Origin of the sequence: Corynebacterium sp. HMSC071F07 (assembly GCF_001810285.1) — a bacterium.
GTDB lineage: Bacteria > Actinomycetota > Actinomycetes > Mycobacteriales > Mycobacteriaceae > Corynebacterium > Corynebacterium simulans.
On the sequence record NZ_KV800712.1, the window covers coordinates 98276 to 114048 of the forward strand.

Below are 15773 nucleotides of genomic sequence, written 5' to 3' on the forward strand. Positions count from 1 at the left end.
ATGCTCAATCGCTTTAATACCGTAAGTATCCTCGACACGATCGAGATGATCGATAAGTACCGTCTCGATATCCGTACCGTCACCATGGGTATCTCGCTGCTTAGCTGCACGCGCTCTTCTATGGACGCTACAGCACAGGCTGTCTATGACTTGGTCACCGAGCGAGCCAAGCACTTGGTGGAAGTCTGCGAAGGCATCGAGCAAGAGCTCGGCATCCCGATCGTGAACAAGCGAATCTCGGTGACCCCGGTCAGCCTGATCGTGGCTGGTGTCGACGGCAACCCGGTCGAGGTAGCCAAGGCCCTGGACCGTGCCGCAGCTGAGACCGGCGTCAACTTCGTCGGCGGCTACTCTGCTCTCGTGGAAAAGGGCGCCACCACCGCGGAAAAGAAGCTCATCAATTCGATCCCTGAGGCACTGTCCACCACGGAGCTCGTGTGCTCCTCCGTAAATATCGCGTCCTCCCGCGCGGGCATCAACATGAATGCCGCCAAGCGCATGGGCGAGGTCATCAAGGAGGCCGCCGAACTGACCAAGTATCAGTCGGCGATCGCCTGCGCCAAGCTGGTGGTCTTTGCAAACTCCGTGGGCGACAACCCGTTCATGGCGGGTGCCTTCCACGGCATCGAGGAACCGGATTGCGTGGTTTCCGTGGGCGTTTCCGGCCCCGGCGTGGTTGACCGTGCGTTGGGCAACCTCGAGGGTGCCACCCTGGATCAGGTTGCCGAGGAGGTCAAGAAGGCCGCGTTTAAGATCACGCGTGCTGGCCAGCTCGTGGGCAACATGGCCTCCGAGCGCCTTGGCGTTCCCTTCGGCATCATTGACCTTTCCCTGGCACCGACGGCCGAGCTCGGCGACTCAGTGGCACACATCCTCGAGCACATGGGCCTTGACCAGGTCGGCACGCACGGCACTACCGCCGCGCTGGCGCTGCTTAACGACGCAGTGAAGAAGGGCGGCATGATGGCGTGTTCCCGCGTCGGCGGCCTTTCGGGTTCCTTCATCCCGGTCTCCGAGGACAAGGGCATGATCGACGCAGTGCGTTCCGGTGCCATCTCCATGGACAAGCTGGAAGCCATGACCGCAATCTGCTCGGTCGGCTTCGACATGATTGCGCTTCCTGGCGATACCTCTGCGGCAACTATTGCCGGCATGATTGCTGATGAAGCCGCCATCGGTGTGATGAACCATAAGACCACCGCGGTCCGCGTTATTCCAGTACCGGGTGCCAAGATTGGCGACGAAGTCAACTTCGGTGGTCTGCTCGGATACGCTCCGGTCATCCCGGTCAACACCGTGGGCAACTCTACGTTTGTCAATCGCGGCGGCTTTATCCCGGCACCGGTCCACGGCTTCCGAAATTAATCAGCAGCGTAGAGCTAGAGAGGTGACCTGCGCATAAGCCGCAATTTCTTCTACGAAACGAGGTTCATGGCAGGTCACCACGAGGGCTGCTCCCCTTGCTAAAGCGTGGTGCATGAGCCGGTGCACCCACGTTGTGCCCCGGGCGTCGAGAAGCGTGTCTAGCTCATCCAACATCACGACCTCGCGCCCCTGCGCCACCACGTGGGCAATCTGTGCTACGCGTAGCTGGGACATAGAGACGTCCAGCGGATGATCATCGAAGGCAATCTCGGCGGAAAGCTGGCTCAAGAGTTCTTCGGGTAGAGTCCCTTCCCCGATCCACTGGGCGATGGTGGGTTCAATAATCTGATCTAGCGGCGACTGTAAAGCCAGCGATGTGCTCGCATGCACAGGAGCATTTCCGTCGAGGCCGGCCATCGCGCGCAACAGCGTGGTCTTGCCGGAGCCGTTGTCGCCGCGCAGCCACAGCACGGCGCCGTGCTGCAACCGCAAATCCACCGGCCCTACCGTGAAAAGCTTGGAGTCCACAGGTTTCAGGTTCCACCACCGCCTGCGCCTGCCACCGCGCTTGGCTTGAATACCGTCTAGAACGATTGCCTCACCAGACGGAACAATCGCTTCCAGTTCTTGGCCGTCCTGCGCGAGCATCTGCATCTCGTGCTCGACCAACACCACGGCTGTTTGATCCAACTTTCCTAAGTAGGCCGCGATGCGTTCGCGGGAATGCGCGTCTAGGCCGGCCCATGGCTCAACAATAATCAGGATTTCCGGTCGCGCGATGGCGACTTGTGCCAGTGCGAGCCGACGCGTTTGACCGCCCGACAGCGTGGCGGGATTGCGGGTGCCATCAAGGTCGACATCGCCAAGCGTGGCGTCAACACGCTGGGCCATCTCCTCGCACTGCCTGCCTTGGTTCTCCAAGGCCAAAGCCAGTCCCTCACGCACGGTATCGCGCAGAAAAGTAACGTGCGCAGCCGCAAAGGAACCAATGACAGTATTTACGCCTAACTCCCGCGCGAGTTCCTGTGCCACTTCATCGGCGTTTTCCTCAAAAGCGACCCTCAAGGGGTGGATTTCACCAGGTTTTAGCTCCATATCACCGCTCCCAAGATGCTAAATACTGGCAAGGTCCAGCGCAATACTTGCTGGAACTTACTATCTGGTACGGGGACCAGCACTGTACGTTTGCCCGGGGTATCGAAGCCAATGGCTCCCAACGCATGCCCGCGGCTTGCGCCTTGGGTAAGCAAGCGTGCGATGACCGGAATGATGACACGGGGTGCAACATTGCCCAAGTGAATCTTCGCCCCGGCGAGGCGGTTAGCATCGCGTACTGCGGCCACCGTTGCAGCACCCTGCGGCAATGATTGGAGCGACGCCCCCACAACATATGCGGCCTTGTGTCCAAACCGCGAGGTTTGCAGCCATTTGGCTACGTCACTTACCTTTAGTGCTGCCGCTGCAGCGAGGATGCATCCCATGAGCGTGGCGAATCGCAGCGAAAGCTTAGCTGCAAGCCACAGCCCGTCACTGGTTAAAAGGGCGCGAGGCGATTATCACCATAGGGCGCATGGATAAGCACCATCGAGGCGGCAGCGGGAAGCGCCAATACCGCGGTGGTCGCTACCACGGAGATGGAGCGTGACCAGATGGTGCCGCATATAAGCCATACGCTAAGCAGCACAAAGCTAAGCCAGGGCTGGTTGATCGCCACGACGAGAAACCACGTTGATGCGGCCGCACTGAAGATAGTTGCGGGATGAATCATAGCTGAGGGCGCAGCGATTCCAGGGTGCGCTTGGGCAATGCCTTGACGGTGGCCCACACGATCAAAAACACGATGATCTTATCGAGCGGATCGGAGATAAAGGACTGCAACGTCACCGATGCGAGTAGAGAGTTTCCCAACTCGCGGAAAAGCGAGACCACAGCGCCCGTACCCAGGCCGGCTGTTCCTCCATAAACGAAAGCCGCAACCGGTGCCGCAAGCATGCCGGAGATGATGCCGATAACAGCACCAGAAGCAACAACGCGCCACCACTTCTTAAACGCGCCGTGGGAAATAGCCCACCCGGAAAGGTACCCAGTAGCTGCAGAAACGGCCGCAAACGGAAGTGCTGCGGGATTGATGAGTCCCCACACCACCGAAGACAACGTGCCCGTGGCAAGGCCTGCGATTGGCCCGGCAAGAGCGGCTACGAGGATCGTGCCGACCGCGTCCAAATACAAAGGCACTCCGATAGAACCGATGATCTCGCCTACCACGATGTTTAAGACCAGAGCTACTGGAATGATCGCGATAGTACGGGCTGGAAGAACAGGCAATGTGCCTGCCAACAAAAACACGGCACCGCCCACATAGCCGCCCAAGGTAATGAGTGCCTCGGTCGAACCGGCTACTGATTCCCAAGAGGTCGGACGCACGAGGACCAGATAAATCCACGTCGCTGCAACCAAAAGGCCGCCGGCCAGGACCATAGCCTTGCGCGCAGGCGTTAGAGATAACTGTGACATAAAAAGAATTCTCCAGATAAAAGAAATGAAAGAAGGAAAAGCAAACGGATCTGCTTTGGATTTAATGCCCTATGTCACCTCGGGCAACGCACCAATAATAGGCAGACTAGGCGTGCTTGCTCAAAATCCGCGCGGCGCGAAGAAACTCAGCATGCGCGCCGGGGATATCCACGGCCTGCACGAGCCGCGCATTATGCGGCAGATCCCAATGCCCACGCAAGTCCGCGACGCTGGTTCCTCGCATCAACTGTGAATCCGCTTCGACCGCCACGGTGGTCTCTTGCTTTAGGTAGTCCACGCGCTCGAGCGCAATCATGCACGTTAAAAGGTCATGGATTTGTGCTTGGTATCCCTCGCCCTGCGCGCGGTGAAACTCGAAGTAAAAACGGAGGATCTCCGGAAGGTGCGCCTTCACGGGGTGCTCCCCCAACTCCTTCATCAGCGCCTCCAGGCGTGGTGGATCGATGAGGAATTGCTCGGTGACCTCCAAAGAGCACAAGGTAGCGTTGACTGTTTCGCGCTGGAGAGCATCAAAGAATTGCTGTGCCGCATGCGGGTCCACCCAGAAATTCCACTCGGCCGTGGGTGTGGTATTGCCTCGATAGTTAATCGCGCCGCCCATAACGCTGACCTTGGAAAATCCTGAAGTGCCGGCCAAGGCGGCGTTTGTTAGCGGGCCGGTGACGACGAGCTCGGCCCGGGCGTCGGCTGCGGCCTGCCAAAGCTCGCGCCAATCGTGGTGCGGCTCAAACTTCGGCGCGCTGACATAACCCAAACCGGCAGCGCCATGAGTTTCAGGTGTGGTCACCAGCTCCGCCTCGAGCGGGACGGGATGGCCCGGCGCAACGGGAACGCCGCCCAGCCCGCAGACCTGCAAGATGAAAGCAGCATTGCGTGCGGTGGTCGAAACATCGACGTTGCCGGCCGTGGTAGTCACTCCCACCAGCTCAATCTCGCCGGCGTGATGCAGCCCCGCGAGATAGAGCAGGGCCAAGGCATCATCAATGCCTGGATCACAATCGATAAAGACCTTGCGTGCTGCCATCTGCTTTCCTCTCTATAGGTCCTTTTAACCTTGGTGTGGAATAGGCCAACGAACTAGGCTAGCTCGACGATCTCCATGTACTCGTCGCTCCACATGTCTTCGTCGCCATCAGGCATGATGATCACGCGCTCCGGCTTTAGGGCCTTAACCGCACCAGGGTCGTGCGTGACCAGGACGACCGCACCGGTGTAAGTGGATAGCGCATCCAGGACCTGTTCGCGCGACTGCGGGTCCAAGTTGTTAGTAGGCTCATCCAGCAGCAAGACGTTTGCGCGCGAGGAAACCAGAGTTGCAAGCGAAAGACGCGTCTTCTCACCACCGGATAAGGTACCGGCGGGTTGCTCCAGCTTGTCGCCGGAGAACATAAAGGCACCGAGGAGGCCACGGAGATCCTGTTGGCCTGCGTCCGGGCAGGCTTCAATGGTGTTCTCCCACACGGTCTTGTTCGGGTCGATGTTGTCGTGCTCCTGCGCGAAGTAGCCGATACGCAGACCATGGCCGGAAACAATGCCGCCCTCACCGTCGGTGCGCTCTACTCCCGCAAGCAGCTTCAGCAACGTGGTCTTACCAGCTCCGTTGTAACCGAGAACAACCACGCGGGAACCCTTGTCAATGGCGAGATCGACGCCAGCAAAGACCTCCAACGAGCCGTACATCTTGGTAAGGCCCTTCGCGTTCATCGGGGTCTTGCCGCACGGCGCCGGCTCCGGGAACTTGATGGAGGCAACCTTATCGGCCACGCGCACCTCATCGAGCTCGTTCATCATGCGATCGGCGCGCGCAAGCATTTGCTTAGCCGCAGCAGCCTTGGTGGCTTTGGCACCCAGCTTCGCCGCCTGTTTCTGCAGGGCGGAAGCCTTCTTCTCCGCATTGGCACGCTCACGGCGGCGACGTGCCTCATCGGTAGCGCGCGCATCCAGGTACTTCTTAAAGCCCATGTTGTAGACGTCTGCTTCAGCGCGCACCGCGTCAAGGAACCATACCTTGTTGCAGACTGCCTCAAGCAGATCCACATCGTGCGAAATCATGATGAGGCCGCCCTCGTGCTTGGACAAGAATCCGCGCAGCCACGTAATGGAGTCAGCATCCAAGTGGTTGGTTGGCTCATCCAGCAGCAAGGTGGTTTGGGACTTACCAGAGCCTGCCGAAGCCGCGAACAATATCTGCGCCAGCTCCACACGCCTGCGCTGACCGCCAGACAGGGTCTTCAACTTCTGGTCGAGGATGCGCTGCGGCAGGCCCAAGTTATCGCAAATCTGCGCGCACTCGGAGTCTGCTTCGTAGCCACCCAACGAGTGGTACTCCTCCTCCAAGCGGGAGTATTTGCGGATGGCTTTGTCACGGAACTTCTCATCCGTGGCAGTCTCCATCAGCTCCTGCTGCTTTGCCATACGGCGCTTGATCTCGTCCAAACCGCGGGCGGAGAGAACGCGCTCACGGGCGGTGATCTCGATATTGCCTTCGCGGGAGTCCTGTGGCAGGTAACCAATGGGGCCGGAACGCGTGACAGACCCGCCATAGGGCTCGGTCTCCCCTGCCAGGATGCGCATGGTGGTCGTCTTGCCCGCACCGTTGCGTCCGACCAGCCCGATGCGGTCGCCCGGCTGCACACGCAGGTGCTGGCCAGGGGCGTCGAGAAGCGTACGTGCGCCCACGCGCACCTCGAAATCATTGGTCACAATCACGAGGAAACAGTCTATCAACCGGCGCTAACAGGTCATAGCTGAGCCAAAACCAGAAAACAAGATAAGTCCCGCGGCCATTCGGCAGCGGGACTTATCAAGATGCGGAAGTTTAAATTGCTCGCCTAGACTGCGAAGCCTAGGGCCTGCAGCATTTCGCGGCCTTCCTCGGTGATCATGTTCGGACCCCATGGCGGCATCCAGACCCAGTTGATCTGGACGGCGTCGGCAAGCTTGTTGCCCACAACAGCCGCCTCGACCTGCTCGCCGATGACATCGGTCAGCGGGCACGCCGGCGAGGTCAGCGTCATGTTGATCTTGGCGGTCTCCTTGCCGTCGACGTCCTCGAGCCAGACATCATAGACCAAGCCCAAGTCCACGACGTTGATGCCCAGCTCTGGGTCAATCACGTCGCGCATGTACTCGGTGATATCAAACGCCTTGGCAATCTGCTCCTCGGTCTGCGGTGGACGCTCGCCGCTGCCGGAAAAATTGGCGTTGGAATCCTGATATGGATCTACTGGTTCAGACATTTATTTCTCCAGTTCATTGAGTGCTTCCATGGATGCGGCCTGAAAGGCCTTCCATCCGAGCAAAGCGCATTTGACGCGGGCGGGAAACTTGGCGACGCCGCCGAAAGCAACACCGTCTCCAATGATCTCATCGTCGCCCTCGATTTCTCCGCGGGAGGTGACCATCTTTTCGAACTCGTCGAGCTTCGCGCGCGCTTCATCCAAGGACTTGCCCACGATCTCCTCCGCCATGACGGAGGTGGAGGCCTGCGAGATGGAGCAGCCCTCGGCGTCGTAGGAAACATCCTTTACGGTCTTGCCGTCCTCCGAAAGCTTCACGCGCAAGGTGATCTCGTCACCGCAGGATGGGTTGACGTGGTGAACCTCGGCCTGTCCTTCACGCAAGCCCGCGAATTTCGGGTTCTTATAGTGGTCCAGGATGACGTCCTGATACATCGAATCTAGATTCATTACTCCACTCCAAAGAATTCGCGTGCTGCCTTGACGGCCTCGATGAGCTTATCTACTTCTTCCTCCGTGTTGTAGAGGTAGAAGCTGGCGCGCGCAGTCGAATTGACGTTGCCTGCACGGTGCAGCGGCCACGCGCAGTGATGGCCGGTGCGGATCGCGACGCCGTGGGAATCTAGGACCTGGCCCAGATCGTGCGGGTGCACACCATCGACGACGAACGAGACCGCACCACCGCGGCTTTCGGTATCCTTCGGACCCACGATGTGCAGGCCAGGGATCTGCTGCAGGCCGTCCAGAGCGCGGGCGGTGAGTTTTTGCTCATGCGCATGGATATTGTCCATGCCGATTTCAGACAAGAACTTCACCGCCGCACCAAGACCAACTACTTGGCTGGTCATCTGAGTGCCCGCCTCAAAGCGAGTCGGCGGCGCGGCGAAGGTGGTCTCATCCATCTTCACGATTTCGATCATCGAGCCACCCGTTAGGAAAGGCGGGAGCTTTTCCAGTAGCTCAGCCTTTCCGTACAGGGCACCGATGCCGGTCGGACCACACATCTTGTGGCCTGAGAACGCAGCGAAGTCGACGTCGAGCGCGTGAAAATCCACTGCCATGTGTGGCACGGACTGGCAGGCGTCGAGGACGACCAACGCGCCGACCTCACGGGCGCGGCGCACCAGCTCGTCGACGTCGGCCACCGCGCCGGTGACGTTGGACTGATGGGTGAAAGCCACTACCTTGACGGAATCATCGAGCTCGAGGGAGTCGAGATCGATGCGCCCGTCTTCGGTCATGGAATACCACTTCAGCTGCGCACCGGTGCGCTGACACAGTTCCTGCCATGGCACGAGATTGGCATGGTGCTCCAGCTCGGTAATGACCACGGTGTCGCCCTCGCCTACGTACAGATCGCCTGCGCGTTCGTCGGAAAGCACGTAGGCAACCTCGTTGAGAGCCTCAGTTGCGTTCTTGGTGAAAGCAATCTCATCACGATCAGCGCCCACGAAAGCCGCGATGGCTTGGCGAGCAGACTCGTAAGCGTCGTCCGCCTCCTCCGCCAGCTGATAGGAACCGCGGTGGACCGGAGCATTCGTGCCCAGTACGAACTCCTCCTCCGCCTTCCACACTGGCAGCGGACGCTGGGACGTAGCTCCCGAATCGAGGTACACCAGCGGCTTATCGTCGCGCACGGTGCGGCTCAGGATCGGGAATTGCTCCCTGATGGCAGAAACGTCGAAGTTAGACATTGTCCTTCTTACTTAACGAATTGGTCGTAACCGGACTCTTCAAGCTGGTCAGCCAGCTCAGCGCCGCCGGTCTTGATGACCTGGCCGTTGGCGAAGACGTGGACGAAGTCCGGCTTCACGTAATTGAGGATGCGCTTGTAGTGGGTAATCATCAAGATGCCGCCGTTGGTCTCCTCTTGGAAGCGGTTGATGCCCTCGGAAACAACGCGCAGAGCATCGACGTCCAGGCCGGAGTCGGTCTCATCCATGATTGCGAACTTTGGCTTGAGCAGATCGAGCTGCATAACCTCGTGGCGCTTCTTCTCGCCACCAGAGAAGCCCTCGTTGACGGCACGGTGTGCGAAGGACTTATCGATGGAAAGCTTCTCACGTGCCTCGCTAAGCTCCTTGTTCCATTCGCGCAGCTTCGGAGCCTCGCCGCGCACAGCAGTGACGGCAGAGCGCATGAACTGCGCCATCTTCACGCCCGGAACCTCGGTTGGGTACTGCATGGCCAGGAAGAGGCCAGCACGTGCGCGCTCGTCAACTTCCATCTCAAGGACGTTTTCGCCATCGAGCAGGATCTCGCCCTCGGTTACTTCGTACTTCGGGTGGCCAGCGATGACGTAGGACAAGGTGGACTTGCCGGAGCCATTCGGGCCCATGACGGCGTGGGTCTCACCGGACTTGATGGTCAGGTTGACGCCCTTGAGGATTTCCTTGGCCTCACCGTCCTCCTCGTTCGGGAGGACCTGCGCGTGGAGATTCTTGATTTCCAGGGTAGACATTGAGTTAGACCTGCTTTCGGGGATTGTTTCTAGGCGTTGATTTTTTCGAGCTCGTCAATGACGCGGGTTTCTAGATCCTCGCGCAAGGACTCAACTGGAATGCGGGAGATGACCTCGGAGAAGAAGCCGCGGATGATAAGGCGGCGTGCCTCTGCAGCCGGGATACCGCGGGACATCAGGTAGAACAGCTCGAGGTCGTCGAAGCGGCCAACGGTTGCGGCGTGGCCAGCCCCCACGATTTCGCCGGTCTGGATCTCCAGGTTCGGGATCGCATCGGCGCGAGCACCCTCAGTCAGGATGAGGTTGTTGTTGGTCTCATAGGTATCGGTGTTGGTGGCATCCTTGCGGATCAGTACGTCGCCAACCCAGCAGGTGCGCGCCTCAGCACGGCCAGACTCGGCGGAACCGTCAGCATGGGTTTCACCCTGCAGCGCACCCTTGTAGAACACGCGGGAGCGGCAGTTCGGTACCGAGTGGTCAACGAGCAGGCGGTTCTCGAAGTACTGGCCTGCATCGGCGAAGTAGACGCCGAGCATCTCTGCGTCGCCGCCTGGAGCGGTAAAGGCAACGCGTGGAACGATTCGCACGATTTCGCCGCCGAAGATGGCGGTGTTGTGGCGCAGAACAGAATCTCGACCCATGGAGGCAACCTGGTGGCCCAGGTGTACCACGTTGTCTTCCCAGTCAGCGTCGACAACAACGGTGACGTTGGCGCCGTCGCCGACGATGAACTCAACGTTGTCAGCGTGGGTGCCGGAACCGACATACTTGAGCACGACGGTGGCCTCTGCATGGTGGCCCACCTGGATGGAGGTTGCACCGAAGGAGGTCACGCCCTCACCCGCGCCAGTGATGGTGATTTCCACTGGCTTATCCAGCTGAGCCTCAGCATCGATGGTGACCAACTGCGCTTCTGGCATGGAAGACCATGCCTGGGCTGCAACGCGGTCTGCAGGAGCACCTGCCTTGCCTAGGCGGGAATCGTCGGCAGCGACGGTCTCGGAGCTAACGCCTTCCGGTGCGCTGACAGCAATCTTCTGCGCTACCGCCGGAGCGAACTCGCCGTTGTGCAAGCCACGCAAGTTACGCAGGGCGATAAAACGCCAAACCTCGTCGCGACCGTGCGGTACTGGGAAGTCCTCCACATTGAAAGACGTGAACTGATCGCCCTTGGTGACGTCAGCCGGATTGAATTCGTTAGATGCGACCACTTAGCCCACCGATCCTTCCATCTGCAGTTCAATAAGGCGGTTGAGCTCGAGGGCGTACTCCATCGGAAGCTCCTTCGCGATTGGCTCCACGAAGCCGCGCACGATCATCGCCATTGCCTCCTCTTCCGCGATGCAGCGGGGCATGAGGGAGAACAGCTGCTCTTCGGAAACCTGGGACACCGTTGCCTCGTGGCCCAAGGTCACGTGGTCATTACGGATGTCGTTATACGGGTATGTATCGGAACGCGAATTGTTGTCCACGAGCAATGCGTCGCACTCGACGTTCGCGGTGGAGTTGGATGCGTTCGCGTTGACCTGCACCAGGCCGCGGTAAGCCGCGCGGCCACCGTTGCGGGCGACGGATTTAGACACGATGTTGGAGGAGGTACGCGGAGCCATGTGCAGCATCTTGGAACCGGTGTCCTGGACCTGATCCTCGCCAGCGAAAGCCAGAGAGAGAACTTCGCCCTTGGCATGCTCGCCGGTCAGCCAACAAGACGGGTACTTCATGGTGACCTTGGAACCGATGTTGCCATCGACCCATTCCATGGTGCCGCCCTCTTCCACCTTTGCGCGCTGGGTAACCAGGTTGTAGACGTTGGTGGACCAGTTCTGGATCGTGGTGTAGCGGCAACGGCCGCCTTTCTTCACGACGATCTCGATAACGCCGGTGTGCAAAGAATCGGAGTTGTAGATAGGAGCGGTACAACCCTCGATGTAGTGAACATAAGCGTCCTCCTCAACGACGATGAGGGTGCGCTCGAACTGGCCCATGTTCTCGGTGTTGATGCGGAAGTATGCCTGCAGCGGAATATCCACGTGCACGCCCTTTGGAACATAGACAAAGGAGCCGCCGGACCAGCAGGCATTGTTCAGCGCGGAGAATTTATTATCGCCAGCCGGAATGACGGTGCCGAAGTACTCCTGGAGAATTTCCGGGTACTCGCGCACTGCGGTATCGGTATCGACGAAGATAACGCCTTGGGCCTCCAGGTCCTCGCGAATCTTGTGGTAGACAACCTCAGACTCGTACTGCGCAGCAACGCCGGAGACCAGGCGCTTCTTTTCTGCATCCGGGATACCCAGCTTGTCGTAGGTCTCCTTGATATCAGAAGGAAGATCGTCCCAGGTCTGCGCCTGCTTCTCAGTGGAGCGCACGAAGTACTTGATGTTGTCGAAGTCAATAGCGGAGAGATCCGGGCCCCACGTTGGAACCGGCTTCTTGTTAAAGATGCGCAGCGCCTTCAGACGGGATTCCAGCATCCACTCCGGCTCGTTCTTCTTCTCAGAAATATCGCGGACGACGTCCTCGCTGAGTCCTCGGTGAGCTGCCTGGCCCGCTTCGTCGGAATCGTGCCAGCCGTACTCGTAACCACCGATGGAAGAGATGATCTCGTCATCACTCATCTTGGTCTCGAGGCCTGGCGCCGGTTGTGCCTGAGTCATAACCCGCTCCTTTCGTCTAATGCTTTGTTTCCCGGTCTTGGTTAACCGGTGTCAAGGGGATGTTTGTGGTGCAGATTCCATGGCCATCTGCAATAGAAGCCAAGGGCTGCACGTGTTTACCTAACAGGGCAGAAAAGACTTCCTGTTCAGCCTCACATAGTTCCGGATGCTCTGCAGCCACATGGGCGACTGGGCAATGGTGCTGGCAAATCTGCACACCAAAACCGGCACTGTTGACGGTCGCGGCATAGCCATGTTCGTCCAAGACAGCAGCCAACTTTTGGGCCACTTCCTCTACGGACTCATCTTCCCCGATAAGCGGGTGCACGTCCTCAAGGAGCTTTTCAAAGCGGGCCTTTGCAAAACTGCGCACGGCCTCGGCTCCACCTGCCGCCCTTAGGGCGTTCAGGGCATCGGAAGCCAGCGCGTCGTAGGCATGCCCGAATTGTGCACGCCCGCGGTCTGTGAGGCGGAAATGCTTGGCGGGGCGGCCGCGGCCAGCCGCGAGCGACTTACGCTGGACCACCTCCGTGAGCTCTTCTTCCACCAGAATGTCTAAGTGCCGGCGGATACCGGCGGCCGAAAGACCTAGGCGCTCGCCAAGATACGAGGCCGTAACCGGCCCATCCTTAAGGAGGAGAAGCATGACCTGGCGGCGGGTATCGCCTTCAGTGGTCCTGGTCTCCTTTTCTGGGACCATCTGCTACACCTCCCGTCTTGAAAGCGAACGACTATTTTTAGACAACACTAGTGTTCCCTAATTCATTCCCAATTTCCACCAACGCAGGTACCCGGCGTGGCGAGCCCTCACCCCCAAGCCAATTGGCGGCCCGCTAGAGTAAACATTTATGAAACAACGCCTCACTGCTTTCCTCACGGGTATCCGCCAGGATCTCCCGCGTCTTGGCAGTGCGGGATCGCGTTCCGCGCAGCTGCATGCCGATGGAAATAGCGAAGATGCACCCGGCTCCCTGCCCGGCGCACTCTACGACCTTCTGCCAGATGAAGACGCCGCTCGCCCGCGTACCACCATCGCCCAGCTGCGTGCCTTCTTTGTGCTGCGATGGATGGGCACGCTGGGTGCCATCCTCATCGCCGTCGGCGGCCTTGGGGCCGGCGCACTGCCCGTAGTAGGCAACCCCTATGACAACGTGCCCTTCGGCTCATTGATGTCGCGCATGTTGCAATCGGCTTCTGCCCTCGTCTTCTGCGGCGTAGGCCTGATGGTCACCGCATGGGTGCTCATGGCCCCGTTTGTTGGAACGCCTCTCCGCAACACCGAAAGCAATGGCGAGCATTCGCGGCCGCGCCGGTTGGTTACTGAAAGCCAGCTCTGGCGTACCTGGGCTGGTTGGGTTATCCCACTTGTTTTCACTGCGCCCCTTTTTACCCAGGACATTTATTCCTATCTGGCCAACGGCTCCATCGTCACCCAGGGCCTCGACCCATACTCTGGGGGCCCGGTGGAGCTCCTCGGTTCAGCCGATCCTTTGGCTCGCTCGGTCCCCTTCATCTGGGCTAACTCGCCCTCACCTTATGGCCCCGTCGCACTCGGGTTGGCCGGGATAGTCAGCCTGCTCACCGGCAATTCAATCATCTTGGGGGTTATCGCACACCGGCTGCTTTCGCTAGCCGGCATAATCGCCGCCGGCTGGGCCATCTCGCAGTTGGCTATCCGTTGTCGAGTCTCGCCCGAGTCCGCACTGTGGTTGGGCATCCTCAACCCGCTGACCACGTTGCACCTGGTAGGCGGCATCCACAATGAATCGGTCATGTTGGGATTGGCCTTGGTCGGCGTCGAGCTCGGCCTGCGCGGCGTCGACTGCCTAGGCGGCGCTCCGGCGTGGCTGTACTTTTTATGCTCGGGATTGCTCATTTCATGCGCCGGAATGGTCAAGGTTACGGGCTTCATCGGGCTGGGATTCGTTGGAATGGCGCTCGCCCGCGTGCTATTCATCCGCCGCGGATACTCCACCCCACGCGCCATCGGTAGCGCCGTCGCCCTGCAGTTTTTCATCCTGTTGGCCGCAATTGCCCTTGTCACGCTGACTTCCGGAATCGGGCTTGGCTGGATAACCGGGCAAGGCGGCGCAGCATCCATCCGCTCGTGGTTGTCCTCTAGTACTGCAGTCGGCGTCAGTGCTGGCTTCCTCGGAATGCTCTTAGGTTTGGGCGATCACACCGACGCCATCCTCACTTTCACCCGTACCATCGGTGTTATCATCGCAGCCGGTTTCATGCTGCGTATGTTGCTAGCCACATATCGTGGCAGCATCCACCCGGTAGGCGGCCTCGGCATCGCCACCTTGGTGCTGGTCATCTTCTTCCCAGTGGTCCACCCGTGGTACATCCTGTGGGCCGTGCTGCCCTTGGCGGCGTGGGCCAACCGTCTCATCTTCCGGATCACGGTGGTTATATATTCTGCGGCGATGAGTTTCTTCGTGCTCCCTCGCGGCCTTGGCCTACCGCCCGGCACAATCGTGGTCATTTATACCGCAGCTATCGTGACTTATCTCGTGGTCATGGGACTGTGGATGGTGCTATTACGCCGTTCGCGAATCAGTGTCCTAAACTAGGCACTCGTGAATGCAACTTTCGATGGAGCACCAGCGCTAGAGCTCAGCAACGTGGTCAAGTCCTACGGCGATAAACGGGCCGTCGACGGGCTCAGCTTCCGCGTAGAACGCGGCGAGATGCTGTGCCTGCTTGGACCTAACGGCGCCGGCAAAACCACCACCATCGAGATGTGTGAGGGCTTTAAGAAGCCGACGTCGGGAAGCATCCGCGTCTTGGGCCTTAATCCCAGCACCGATCCCGACGCCGTGCGCGAGCGCATCGGCATCATGCTCCAGGGCGGCGGTTCCTACTCTGGCATCCGCGTACGCGAGATGCTACAGCTCAGCGCCAAGTACAGTGCAAACCCGCTCGATCCCGACTGGCTGATTGAACAGCTGGGGCTTAAAGGAGTGGAGAAAAACACTTATCGGCGCCTCTCCGGTGGCCAGCAACAGCGCCTGTCCCTAGCGCTGGCAATCATCGGCCGCCCGGAGTTGGTCTTCCTCGATGAACCAACTGCAGGACTCGACGCCCAATCCCGCTTGGCCGTGTGGGATCTCATCCGCGCGCTCCGCAATGACGGAGTAACCACCGTTCTGACCACCCACCTGATGGACGAGGCCGAGGCTTTGGCTGACCACGTTGTCATCGTGGACCACGGGCACATGGTGGCGCAGGGTACAACGGCAGAGCTCATGGAATCCACGGGCTCACCGCTCATCACTTTCGAGACAGCCACCGAGGTGGACCTTAACGCGCTCAACGCGGCAGGGCTGCCCACTGAGGCCACCCGCCCACTGCATTACCGCGTGGAAACCCCGGCTACCCCAGACGTCATCGCCCGCCTGGCCCAGGAGCTTGCCCAGCAAGGCGTTACCTTACGCAACCTGGACACCACCCACCGCAACCTTGAGGACGTCTTCCTCGACATCACCGGCCGCGAGCTGCGCAGCTAAGGAG

16 protein-coding genes are annotated in these 15773 nt (G+C 59.5%); 3 read left to right on the forward strand and 13 right to left on the reverse strand.

The features are described from left to right. The gene (locus HMPREF2724_RS07260; protein WP_061922400.1) at positions 1-1365 is read left to right on the forward strand and encodes a PFL family protein; all 1365 of its coding nucleotides are present in this window, start codon (positions 1-3) and stop codon (positions 1363-1365) included. Here HMPREF2724_RS07260 and HMPREF2724_RS07265 read toward each other — a convergent pair whose 3' ends face one another. From HMPREF2724_RS07265 to HMPREF2724_RS07320, 13 genes are all read right to left on the reverse strand, one after another. Next, positions 1366-2430 carry an ATP-binding cassette domain-containing protein gene (locus HMPREF2724_RS07265; protein WP_168164878.1) on the reverse strand — a complete coding sequence of 355 codons (1065 nt, stop codon included), beginning with the start codon at positions 2428-2430 and terminating at the stop codon, positions 1366-1368. A gap of 20 nt (positions 2431-2450) precedes the next feature. Then, positions 2451-2708: a hypothetical protein gene (locus HMPREF2724_RS13215; protein WP_246818228.1), complete on the reverse strand. Its 258-nt coding sequence runs from the start codon at positions 2706-2708 to the stop codon at positions 2451-2453. Between the two features lie 191 nt (positions 2709-2899). Next, complete coding sequence (locus HMPREF2724_RS13220) at positions 2900-3133, reverse strand: hypothetical protein (RefSeq protein ID WP_246818229.1); 234 nt, start codon at positions 3131-3133, stop codon at positions 2900-2902. Then, on the reverse strand, positions 3130-3879 hold the full coding sequence (locus HMPREF2724_RS07275; protein ID WP_061922391.1) for a hypothetical protein: 750 nt from the start codon (positions 3877-3879) through the stop codon (positions 3130-3132). The genes HMPREF2724_RS13220 and HMPREF2724_RS07275 overlap by 4 nt, the downstream gene beginning before the upstream one ends. 106 nt (positions 3880-3985) lie before the next feature. Further along, positions 3986-4924, reverse strand: a complete 939-nt coding sequence (locus HMPREF2724_RS07280; RefSeq protein WP_061922389.1) for a nucleoside hydrolase — start codon at positions 4922-4924, stop codon at positions 3986-3988. Between the two features lie 53 nt (positions 4925-4977). Beyond that, on the reverse strand, positions 4978-6609 hold the full coding sequence (locus HMPREF2724_RS07285) for an ABC-F family ATP-binding cassette domain-containing protein (RefSeq protein WP_061922386.1): 1632 nt from the start codon (positions 6607-6609) through the stop codon (positions 4978-4980). 122 nt (positions 6610-6731) lie between these two features. Then, entirely contained in the window at positions 6732-7139 is a 408-nt protein-coding gene (locus tag HMPREF2724_RS07290) for a metal-sulfur cluster assembly factor (RefSeq protein WP_061922383.1), read from the reverse strand. Further along, positions 7140-7589 (reverse strand): Fe-S cluster assembly sulfur transfer protein SufU, encoded by a 450-nt coding sequence (gene sufU, locus HMPREF2724_RS07295; protein ID WP_061922380.1) that lies wholly within the window; start codon positions 7587-7589, stop codon positions 7140-7142. Next, on the reverse strand, positions 7589-8833 hold the full coding sequence (locus HMPREF2724_RS07300; RefSeq protein ID WP_061922377.1) for an aminotransferase class V-fold PLP-dependent enzyme: 1245 nt from the start codon (positions 8831-8833) through the stop codon (positions 7589-7591). Before HMPREF2724_RS07300 ends, sufU begins: the two co-directional genes overlap by 1 nt. Positions 8834-8841: 8 nt before the next feature. Further along, positions 8842-9600 carry a Fe-S cluster assembly ATPase SufC gene (sufC, locus tag HMPREF2724_RS07305; RefSeq protein ID WP_061922373.1) on the reverse strand — a complete coding sequence of 253 codons (759 nt, stop codon included), beginning with the start codon at positions 9598-9600 and terminating at the stop codon, positions 8842-8844. A 29-nt stretch (positions 9601-9629) separates the two neighbouring features. After that, the gene (sufD, locus tag HMPREF2724_RS07310; RefSeq protein WP_070588027.1) at positions 9630-10811 is read right to left on the reverse strand and encodes a Fe-S cluster assembly protein SufD; all 1182 of its coding nucleotides are present in this window, start codon (positions 10809-10811) and stop codon (positions 9630-9632) included. Beyond that, positions 10812-12257, reverse strand: a complete 1446-nt coding sequence (gene sufB / locus HMPREF2724_RS07315; RefSeq protein WP_070588030.1) for a Fe-S cluster assembly protein SufB — start codon at positions 12255-12257, stop codon at positions 10812-10814. It abuts the gene before it with no gap. A gap of 16 nt (positions 12258-12273) precedes the next feature. After that, positions 12274-12957, reverse strand: a complete 684-nt coding sequence (locus HMPREF2724_RS07320; protein ID WP_061922363.1) for a helix-turn-helix transcriptional regulator — start codon at positions 12955-12957, stop codon at positions 12274-12276. 148 nt (positions 12958-13105) lie between these two features. Between HMPREF2724_RS07320 and mptB the strand changes: the two genes are divergently transcribed. Together mptB and HMPREF2724_RS07330 are read left to right on the forward strand one after the other, a co-directional pair. Then, a complete protein-coding gene (gene mptB, locus HMPREF2724_RS07325) occupies positions 13106-14833 on the forward strand; it encodes a polyprenol phosphomannose-dependent alpha 1,6 mannosyltransferase MptB (RefSeq protein WP_070432911.1) in 1728 nt (575 codons plus the stop codon). Between the two features lie 6 nt (positions 14834-14839). Continuing rightward, a complete protein-coding gene (locus HMPREF2724_RS07330) occupies positions 14840-15769 on the forward strand; it encodes an ABC transporter ATP-binding protein (RefSeq protein ID WP_061922357.1) in 930 nt (309 codons plus the stop codon). The last annotated feature ends 4 nt before the right edge of the window (positions 15770-15773 follow it).

Bases quoted from the DNA above. Each gene is read 5' to 3' on its own strand.
- HMPREF2724_RS07260 (WP_061922400.1), top strand. From the start codon at position 1: ATGCTCAATCGCTTTAATACCGTAAGTATCCTCGACACGATCGAGATG.
- HMPREF2724_RS13220 (WP_246818229.1), bottom strand. From the start codon at position 3,133: ATGATTCATCCCGCAACTATCTTCAGTGCGGCCGCATCAACGTGGTTT.
- HMPREF2724_RS07275 (WP_061922391.1), bottom strand. From the start codon at position 3,879: ATGTCACAGTTATCTCTAACGCCTGCGCGCAAGGCTATGGTCCTGGCC.
- HMPREF2724_RS07280 (WP_061922389.1), bottom strand. From the start codon at position 4,924: ATGGCAGCACGCAAGGTCTTTATCGATTGTGATCCAGGCATTGATGAT.
- HMPREF2724_RS07290 (WP_061922383.1), bottom strand. From the start codon at position 7,139: ATGTCTGAACCAGTAGATCCATATCAGGATTCCAACGCCAATTTTTCC.
- sufU (WP_061922380.1), bottom strand. From the start codon at position 7,589: ATGAATCTAGATTCGATGTATCAGGACGTCATCCTGGACCACTATAAG.
- HMPREF2724_RS07300 (WP_061922377.1), bottom strand. From the start codon at position 8,833: ATGTCTAACTTCGACGTTTCTGCCATCAGGGAGCAATTCCCGATCCTG.
- sufC (WP_061922373.1), bottom strand. From the start codon at position 9,600: ATGTCTACCCTGGAAATCAAGAATCTCCACGCGCAGGTCCTCCCGAAC.
- sufB (WP_070588030.1), bottom strand. From the start codon at position 12,257: ATGACTCAGGCACAACCGGCGCCAGGCCTCGAGACCAAGATGAGTGAT.
- HMPREF2724_RS07320 (WP_061922363.1), bottom strand. From the start codon at position 12,957: ATGGTCCCAGAAAAGGAGACCAGGACCACTGAAGGCGATACCCGCCGC.
- mptB (WP_070432911.1), top strand. From the start codon at position 13,106: ATGAAACAACGCCTCACTGCTTTCCTCACGGGTATCCGCCAGGATCTC.